The sequence below is a fragment of the Enterovibrio gelatinilyticus genome, from assembly GCF_028683095.1.
GTDB lineage: Bacteria > Pseudomonadota > Gammaproteobacteria > Enterobacterales > Vibrionaceae > Enterovibrio > Enterovibrio gelatinilyticus.
The window spans coordinates 1-9173 of the sequence record NZ_JAJUBC010000053.1 but is presented as its reverse complement, the minus strand read 5'-3'; the positions used below and the strand labels follow the sequence as shown (position 1 = coordinate 9173).

Annotated in this window: 7 protein-coding genes and 2 pseudogenes; 4 read left to right on the top strand and 5 right to left on the bottom strand. The window is 42.7% G+C overall.

Annotated features, from left to right (window positions below):
* Nucleotides 1-747: transposase (locus tag LRP50_RS24785; protein ID WP_274167074.1), on the top strand; the 747-nt coding region annotated here is incomplete at its 5' end.
* 59 nt (nucleotides 748-806) lie between these two features.
* On the opposite strand, the gene LRP50_RS24780 is transcribed toward LRP50_RS24785, so the two are convergent.
* Nucleotides 807-2069 carry a hypothetical protein gene (locus tag LRP50_RS24780; protein WP_274167073.1) on the bottom strand — a complete coding sequence of 421 codons (1263 nt, stop codon included), beginning with the start codon at nucleotides 2067-2069 and terminating at the stop codon, nucleotides 807-809.
* A 358-nt stretch (nucleotides 2070-2427) separates the two neighbouring features.
* Nucleotides 2428-3069, bottom strand: a complete 642-nt coding sequence (locus LRP50_RS24775; protein WP_274167072.1) for a glycine-rich domain-containing protein — start codon at nucleotides 3067-3069, stop codon at nucleotides 2428-2430.
* A 414-nt stretch (nucleotides 3070-3483) separates the two neighbouring features.
* On the opposite strand from LRP50_RS24775, the gene LRP50_RS24770 reads away from it, so the two are divergent.
* Complete coding sequence (locus LRP50_RS24770) at nucleotides 3484-3957, top strand: hypothetical protein (RefSeq protein WP_274167071.1); 474 nt, start codon at nucleotides 3484-3486, stop codon at nucleotides 3955-3957.
* Between the two features lie 95 nt (nucleotides 3958-4052).
* Here the strand turns inward: LRP50_RS24770 and LRP50_RS24765 are convergent, their stop codons facing one another.
* A complete protein-coding gene (locus tag LRP50_RS24765) occupies nucleotides 4053-6170 on the bottom strand; it encodes a hypothetical protein (protein WP_274167070.1) in 2118 nt (705 codons plus the stop codon).
* A 443-nt stretch (nucleotides 6171-6613) separates the two neighbouring features.
* Here LRP50_RS24765 and LRP50_RS25705 point away from each other — a divergent pair.
* Nucleotides 6614-6730 (top strand): annotated as a pseudogene (locus tag LRP50_RS25705) (alpha-amylase family glycosyl hydrolase); the annotation flags it as partial.
* A gap of 674 nt (nucleotides 6731-7404) precedes the next feature.
* Entirely contained in the window at nucleotides 7405-7815 is a 411-nt protein-coding gene (locus LRP50_RS24760; RefSeq protein WP_274167069.1) for a hypothetical protein, read from the top strand.
* A 19-nt stretch (nucleotides 7816-7834) separates the two neighbouring features.
* Here LRP50_RS24760 and LRP50_RS24755 read toward each other — a convergent pair.
* Together LRP50_RS24755 and LRP50_RS24750 are read right to left on the bottom strand one after the other, a co-directional pair.
* Nucleotides 7835-8296 (bottom strand): annotated as a pseudogene (locus tag LRP50_RS24755) (IS5 family transposase); the annotation flags it as partial.
* Nucleotides 8297-8591: 295 nt separating this feature from the next.
* On the bottom strand, nucleotides 8592-8810 hold the full coding sequence (locus LRP50_RS24750) for an EexN family lipoprotein (protein WP_274167068.1): 219 nt from the start codon (nucleotides 8808-8810) through the stop codon (nucleotides 8592-8594).
* Nucleotides 8811-9173 lie beyond the last annotated feature (363 nt).

The window sequence follows — 9173 nt, the reverse complement described above, 5'->3', positions numbered from 1 at the left end:
CACGTGGTATTGCACATCAATGCTGAGAAAACCAAAAAATTGAGTCAACATGAAGTCGTTGAGCGTTGGCTGGCTTTTCATCAAGCCCCCTCCCTCATTAAACGTTTTGTTCAAGGCGATGAGCTTTCAGAGTCGGAAGCAGAAAAATGTTGTGACATGATAGAAGTGTGGCGAGAGCGCCTCATGTCAATCAGTTGGTTCATGCGACTGCTGAACCAACACATCGCATCGGAAGCTAATCGTGAGGACAAATGTACTGGTCATTTCTGGGAAGGCCGGTTTAAAAGCCAGGCGTTACTCGATGAAAAAGCCCTCGCCGCTGCAATGGCCTATGTCGATTTGAACCCAGTACGCGCTGCAATTGCAAAAAACCCAGAAACTTCCGAGTACACATCCGTTAAAACACGCATTGAATCACTACAAAATGGTAAAGCCAGCGCACCTTGTTTATTCCCCTTTGCCGGAAACCCAAAAGAAAACATGCCGGATGGTATCCCCTTTCGATTAATGGACTATCTCGAACTTGTCGATTGGACGGGACGCCAATGCAGGGAAGATAAACGTGGTCATATTGATTGTCGTATACCAGATATTCTCGAGCGTCTTGGGTTTGAATCTGCCGAATGGTTTGATACCTATGCGCAAGTAGAAAGAGGAACAATGGTTGGCGCAGAGCCCTCCATTAAAGCCGCCCTGCCTTTGCTCGGGCGAAAACGACTTTGCGGATTTCGTATACCAGCGAGTTAGCGCCACCAAACCACGGTCATGACGATGACGTTGCTTTAATCTTCATTGCCCAACCTTCCTTAAAACACACTGTCTTTGGTGCAATCGGTCACTACTCTCATGCCGTTGCCATCGATATCTCCCAAGGTTTCAAACTCTCCTGTTCCAACAAAAGTGATGATCAACGAATCATTTTTTAAAAAAGCAGACAGGCTTTTGCAGTCTTTCAGTTGTTCAATATTGACGGTGTCAAAACCAGATTGAGCAAGATCACTCCAACCTATTACCTCTGTGTTGGACAAAACAAGTGAGCCACCCATATCGGATAGATTAGCAACCGAAGAGAGTACGCTGTTTTCAATCACAACAGAATTTAAGTAAGGTAGCCCGCTCAACGAAGACAAAGAAGATATTTTTGCCCCCTCTATAGTGACGTGCTCGAGCGCCTGAAACTTAGCCAAATCGTCTAAAGCCACTGGCTCACCTTCTGGAAAATCACAGATCACTTCTGGTAATTCATCTGTCATATCTGCTCCAAACATCTCTGCGGAATCTTTCACACAAATTTCGACATTAGGGTCGCTAAACTGAATATCACTGATAGGGCGAGAAGGAATGGCTTCCAATGCATCTTCCTCTTCTAACATTTCGATCATGTCATCCGACAGAGGCGGTATATCACCATTTTCAAATCCATTTCCCTGCATCGCCTGAGCAAGAAATCCTGCAACGACATCGCCTTCCATCGCATTGAATTGCTCTAAGATTGGCTCTGCATCACCGACGATACAAAGCGTAGTCACATGGAACATGGCAGGCACTGCAAAAAAGCTCCCGCTTTTTAGGTTAAGTTCCATAATGGAAAGCAATGCATCTTCTTCTGAAGATACGGCTTGTAGCTGCGGAACCCTTGCCGCATACGCTTTCAATTTCGCGATACTTTCATTGAACTCACCAATAACATGAGGGCGATAACAGGAAGAATCTTGACCGACATGCTTTAAAAAAGTTTGATACTCGGCGACATATAACTCCCCAAGCTTTGCGTTATCTAGAGCGAGCAAAGTCAGTTTCCCGAAGTTACCGCTACGAATCGCCGCCAGTGCTGAATCAGTTTGTTGCTCGACTTCGTCCATCTTGTTCAAAATCGCCCCAAATTCCTCTGTGTTTCTCTCAGCGTCAGCCAATATATTGACCGTGTTGTCATTTAACGCTTCTGTTGCGTCCAGAACACGTTCGATGTCCGTGTTAGCTGAAGTATTCAACGGCGAGATCAGCAAAACAGAAGAAAGAAAAATTCGGACAAAGCCAACCGCATTGTTTGAGGGCAGAAAACTGTTCATTGTTATATTGTACTCCTTCACATTTTATTATATCGACGTTATCTGACGGTTCTCGCTTCACAAATATGGAACGGTTAGTGGCACAACCTGACGACTCCTTGTCATTCGAACGAGTTTAGCCTGTTGTCTGTAACTAACTTATCTCGCTTTCTAGAATCAAACAATGAGTGAACAATTGAATAACGGGGAATAACGGGGACAAATACTTTTAGAAAAGCACTATATTATCAGTTGTATACATTCGGTGTCCTCAAGCTCATAGACGCTGATTGAAGATGAATGGTTGGCCTTAGAACGATATCCCTTTCATTTGGTTTGATTGCCAACCATTTTGACTGCAAATAACTTGATACTTACACTAATCCCCACCACCACATCCTCCTCCGCCATCGCCACTCGAGCAGCTAGAACCTGCACAGCCAGAAGAGCAGCCAATATGGCTGGCGCAGTAGCCAATGCCATTCGTCGATGATGACGTGTTCTGACAGTTAAGCGAATAGATGAAACCGTCTTCGATATTGAGCTTCGCATCAATGGCAAAAAGCAGTGGTAATTTAGCCGGGTGCATTGGGTCAATACTGTCTTTTGCACAGGCTAAGCGCCAAGCACGTTTGATCCCCTCTTGAGCGGAGGTGGGTGTTTTCATCGCTTCTGTTGGTGTGTGGTGAAGAAACCGTCCAAACGCTTTATCACAAAACTGCTGGTATTCTTTGGTGAACAAGATGAACTCGTGCCAAGCAACATCAACCACCTGTGAAGGCATCGCAACCTGCTTTTTGTTCGCCTGATTGCAGATGGTGAGATAATCTTTGAGGCCATCGATCACCAACATCAAATCTTGATCAGTGAGATACGGGTATTTTTTCGCGACTTTCTTTTTAATCACTGAATTAAAACGATAAGTGCCAATAAAAACCAACTGCGCTTTTCGCTTTTTCTTGTAGGCAAACACACCCCAAAAAATGCTCACCAACACGATGAGAAATATCCCTATATTCATCAACTCGTCCATTCCCTTTATGTACGACTAGGCTATCGTATCTAGATCTAACAATAAACGCCTGATTTCTTAAACAATTAATGAGGTTTCATCAACCGAATGGCAATTGAATTAAGAGGGGAATGTTAAGACCGTCAGAGTGCTATCCCCTCTATCTCCCCGACCGACTCTGTTTTCACTGCATCTCAGCTTGAGTCGCTAAACATTCCATTACGGTGATACTGAGGAAGCTTCAAAGTGTGATTCCGTTCGTAAGCCTCTGAAATGAATAACTAACATGCGTTTTGATGCTGATAGCATAAATTCAACTATCCACGTATCAAACGAACCATTGTCGACAGGTTTTAAATGCATGTTGCGGGACGTACCAAGAAACTTCATTTCGTTGCTTAGCGTTCACAAGGATGAATATTCGTGAAGAAGTACATTTCTCCGACCACTAATGAATCCTTAGTTCGGCTATTGGTGCCAACGTCTGGACTCCTCGCATCAGTCTACTTTCTGCTTAGCGCTAGCTATTTACTCTCCCTCTCTTCGTTATTGATTAGCGTGGTGTTTTTTTGGAAATCTAAGCACAATTTAATTCTACTGAATACCAAATACCCACCTAGCAAAACCAATTTTCATAACTGCAAGAACGCAGCCATTATCTATGGATGGCACACCGTCAGTGAAATAGACATGGTGAAATTGGAGTTTGAAACGAATGCGTCACTGTCGAGTTGGGGGGAGTTAATCACGGTCTTATTCACGTCTTCAGGTATTTTGATCAATAGTCGCCCTTCTCCATTAAGACGTCCGTCGTTAATCACGATGGGAAGGAACAAGAATAATCTACAAAAGCTTATCGCGACGCTTGAGGATAACACCCACTCATTGCCGGATTGAGGGATAATAGACCCCATTGTTACCCAAGAGGTCTATTATTCACGCGAGCTTTTTGTTCATGTTAAATTCAAGCTCACATCCAGCTTGGTTTCACTCTAACCCAGTGAAGAGCTACTTTGGAGTGATCCGCGTGAAACGTGATCTTGACGCCCAGACTGTTTCATCAACATCACCACAAACACAATACTCAATACCACGCCAAGTAGCATCAAACCCAATTGCGCAATGTAACTGTAGAAACGTGCTTCCGTCATACTGACGTCTAACATAATTGATTTACCGCCGTCCAACGCTTCTACGGACGTCACTACGGCATAATCCAATGTACTGTTTTGAAATTCAGCCAGAACACTTTCTGCATCGCTCAACGCTGTGCGATAGCCCTCAGCAGAGCGGCTACTATAGAAACCACCATAACCTAGAACCTCGTCCCAAATATCGGTGAACGGTTCTGCATTCGTCACGGAGATCTTAGTATTACTATTACTTTGTAACTCGTTTGACGAAAGCCCTTCTGCCCATCGGTTTAGCTCATCACGGAAATGCTTGTTAACATGGTCTCTTCTTATATCCCTTAAATTACCAAGTTCATATCGGCTTTTAAGCATTGAATATTGACCCTCGGTGTCGAAGTTAGCAGTGAGTAGCTCTGACCAACATTGCGCCTCACAAACGTCAATTTCTTTTGCTTCCGCCCAAAGCGACAACAACAACGCTTTGGTTTGATCATAGTCCGACCGCTCCGTGTTTTTTTCTAGCCAAACAGCCCACGCATGCAAACTCGAATGACGAACATCTGCGATATTTTCGTGGGCAATAATGTCGTTACCCGCTAAAGAAGCGTAGAGCTTTAGCATCGAATATTGAGAGAATGGGATCTCGGGAAAAGAAAGCTGATCTTCAAAGGTGCTGAGTTCGTCTAAGGTTGGCGTGAGCGTTTCCATAAGGTCAACTGGCACTGATGACGAGACAACGACGTACGTCGAGCAGAAATTCGGCCAGTCTATGTCATCGCCACCTGCGGACATTTCCCCTCTGCACTGTCGATGAGCATTTGATAATGAAATACGCTGTCCGCGATCAACAACGCCATCCCAGTCACTGAATTGTTCAATATTCACGGTCTGTTGGTTTTTTAGCATATCAACCGACAATACCGCATGTGGCATGTATAGCGTGAAAAACAACGATAGCGCCATGACCGCTGTCGTGCCTGCCATCCAACCTAAATAAGGCTCGGTTTTTTGTCCGTCGACTTTGATGTCACGCTCTAAAGAGTGTGTGTGACGATAGCTGACCAATGTTTGGGTTTCATTGCACACTTCAAAAATCACCTCGGTATCAAGATGAATATCCTTCGTCCAATGCCCCGGCAATTGAAATGTTACCGAGCCTTTCGCTTCGCTTTCGTCATACACTCGAATGTATTGCTCAAGCGCGTTATTAACCACTTCATTTACTCGTCCTTGTAGACGCGTAATTTTATACGTTTCCCGTTCACGCTTTAGTTCCCGCCACCAAAAACCAAAGCCAACAATAAAAGTTAAACCGAATGAAACAAGCCAGCCAGCCGCTTCATCTTTGCCATAAAGTAAATAGGCACTCGCGATGAAAACTAACATCATTGGAATGGCGTATCTTTTGCCTTGAGTGGGTGCGTCGTAATACCTGCGTTCAATGTCTGACGCGTCCCTTTGTCCCAATACTTCTAGTGGCAATGTTTCAATTTTCCCGCGCTTACCGGCACCGATGGCATCAACCGTCGCGTCATTGAGAGCGTCGCTATGGACATCGCTCACTAACGAATAATCACCCATTGCTAGGACGTAAAGTTTGTCGTCGACTTTGGCCAGTCTCGCTACACCATCAGAGGGAAGCACGGTTTCAGCAGACAAAAAAATTGAACAAGGCATATGTACTTTCATGCCGCAGATGGTCACTAGCGTCTCGGCAGCTGCGCCCGTGGTCGTGAGTGTCGTAACAACCACAGGACCATTCGCATGGATAATGGGTACCGAGTCTGGCAATGTGATATCGTGAGTTTTCTCTAACGCCCTTACCTCCTCCTCGGTAGCGAAGATTTCCCCCTCCTCATCATTGTCGAGTAGCTTTTGAGCATTACTTTCCGCTTCCCTCTTGTCACCTTGGAAAGAAAAATACGCAACAATGGAGACCAGGATCAATATGATCTTTACTAATATGAAAAAATCCATTTATTAACATCCATAGTATGAAATTGTCGACATCTTAATTTCATCACCTTGTTTTTACAACATAATACATCGCTCACATCTTTATTTATCACCAATGAGAAACATACCTCTGCCAAAAATAAAACTGACTTTATTATCAGTTTCAAAAATCATTTAAGTCTTTCCAAAATCAAAGCCCAACAAATTCACTCATCTCTAATTTAGAATTGTCTCTGTTTATGAAAAATGAAAACAGAACCCGCCACTGTCGCTATTGAATGTTTGATTAATAAGGGGGAAGGTAATAAAAAGTAAAGGGGAACAGGCACTACTAGAAAAGCACAATATTATCAGTTGCATGCATTCATCGCCCTCAAATTCAAAGACGTTTAGTAAAGATGAATGGTTGCCTTTAGAGCGATATGCTTTTCATATTGTTTGATTGCCAACCATTTTGATTGCTAATGACCAAACCTCGTTCATCCCTCATCGGCCTCGACGTAACCCCTTACTATTACTGCGTTTCACCTTGTGTTCGTCGCTCATTTCTGTGTGGATATGATGAACAAACCCATAATTCGAGATCATTTCCATTATCTCATGCCCCCAATATCTAAATATGAAGTCATTCTATCTTACGTGATCGCACACATTAAAGATGTTGCCACAAGCGTTTTAGGCATAACTCGCAATCATTTCCTCGACCAAACAAACGCCCTCACTTGATATTGCGCCCCACCATACATTTCTCTGTCTATCCAAATGCTTTAAATTTTTGTATTTTAGTCAAAGAGTTATCACGATGGGTTAAATTAGCGGCATCTTACTTATAAGAAAGGATTAGCTCCTGTAATAAAGAACCATTTAACTGGGTTAAGTCATCAACAATGAGGAAGCATGTCATTCACTAAGCTTCAAGGAGGAGAGCGTGGCGAGATACAGAGTTGGAAGTCAGTTTCTTTCTGAACGTGAGTATGATGATCATGTGGATGGGTATTGGATATTAGGATTGTTTATATTCGGGTGTATATTGACAGGGTACATTGTCAACATCAAATTATTAGATTGTGAAATCCCTAAAAGCATAAGATTCATTATTGTATCGCTAGCAGCCATACCTTGCGGAGTAGTTCTTGCGATGCTACAAAAATACATCAGACTTCTATTGATGACGTTATTTTTCATTACAATACTAGGATTGTTAATTAGTGTCATATGGAGCGTAATTTGATAACCTACAAACCTAGAGGCTAGCATGGAAAAAATTGTACTTGTAAAATGTTACTTTTTACCAACAGGTAAGGAAGTCACGATAAAGGTGCCAACGGGAGAAACAAAATCAGGTTTTTTTGGAGGAGAAAAAGAGATATATCGGAAGGAGACAAAGTGGGAGCAGACTGGTTTTTCTGATTCCATTATTGACTCTGAAAGATTAGCTGAAGATCTACAAGCTTCAATCGATAAACTAAATGCCGATGGATTTATCGTACACTCTATTGTTCCCCTGATATCCGGAGACTATTCATATAAATATCAAGCCCAAGGAATATCAAGCTCAAATAGACTATTGAGCGAAACTGAAAGCGTCAGTGGTGGCGCGAGCTACGGTTATGGGTATGGATACTCATATACTGATAGTTTACTTGTAATCGCTAAAAAAATTTAGGCGTAAGACGCAACACATAGCCATCGGCACTGACTTGTTTTATCTTTCGTCGAAGTGGGTTCAACAGCGTGGGTAATACCTCGTTGTCACCTACAGATTCAAGGCTGTCTTCTGCAGCAATCTCCTCGTGTGTTTCGGCATCGATAGCAAGGTGGAGTTTACGCCATGTCCTCAGCTTTTCCTTACCTTGCTTACGCATTTTCCATTCGCCTTCACAGAACTCTTTCACGCCTGTTGCATCAATCACAACATGTGCAACAGAACCTCGACTTGGTAAGCGATAGTGAACCTCTACGGTTTTTACTCTCTCACTGATGCAGCTGTATGACCGCGACTACAATGGTTCGTTCATCAGCTTGAAAATAGAGTCAATGAAGCCTTGGAGCGCACGCAGAGGAAGTTTGAAAATCCCTTTAATCATAAGGGCAGTCTCAATTGACGTATCAGAAAACATGAAGCCAGGTCCAGGGTTCCCATGGTGTTCAAAGTAGCGGTATAGCGCCGATCACGCGTTTAGTCGCTGTCTCAAACCTTATCGCGAGACGAATACTGACCTTAACGTCATCACTATTAATTAATAACATTACATAATTTAAATCACAAAGTGAGTTGAATATAACGCTTGCTTGTCTAGCCAAATCGAGTGCTAATCGATGAAGTTCGATATATAGTTTAGCGCAGATAAGTTAGGAAAATAGAAATAGCAATGTTAAACAGAGAAGTAAAAGCGAGATATTATTGAAAGAAAAGGCGGCTTTGCCGCCAACGCATGATTGTCAATTGAACATTTTCAATATCGCGAGTTCGCTATTCGCGCTCATTGCATTTTTGCAATTGGGAGTATCTGCGATCCTTGCGTCATTTCTACATTCCTTGGCTTTAAGCTCCAACGCTTCTGGGTTCTCCATGTACCAATCTCTATCTCGCGCAACTTCTTCATCAGAGCAGGCAATAAGGAAGAGTGAGGCGACGCCTAATGCGATATGTTTTTTCATTGAATTAATTCCATGATGTATTAGTTTGAAGTGAGTTTTTAGCATGACCTGTTATGACTGTCCTTCTTTCAACACGTTTTTACGATACATGGTAATTGATTATGTAATTTATAGTTATGTGAATTTCGGTGACGTTGGATATTCTATTTTAGTGTATTATTTAAACGCATCATCTTATCCAAATATATCTCATTAGACCTCAGTAAAAGGCTTCATGTGCGCGTTTGAAATAATAAAAAATTAAAGGGCGAACTAAAATTACGGAGTTGGTCGCATTATTCTTCATGAGCGTTATTTTCTAAATCACTGAATTAACCCGATAGCAGCGATGCTCCCTCAAAGAATATCGGGGGAGATAGCGGG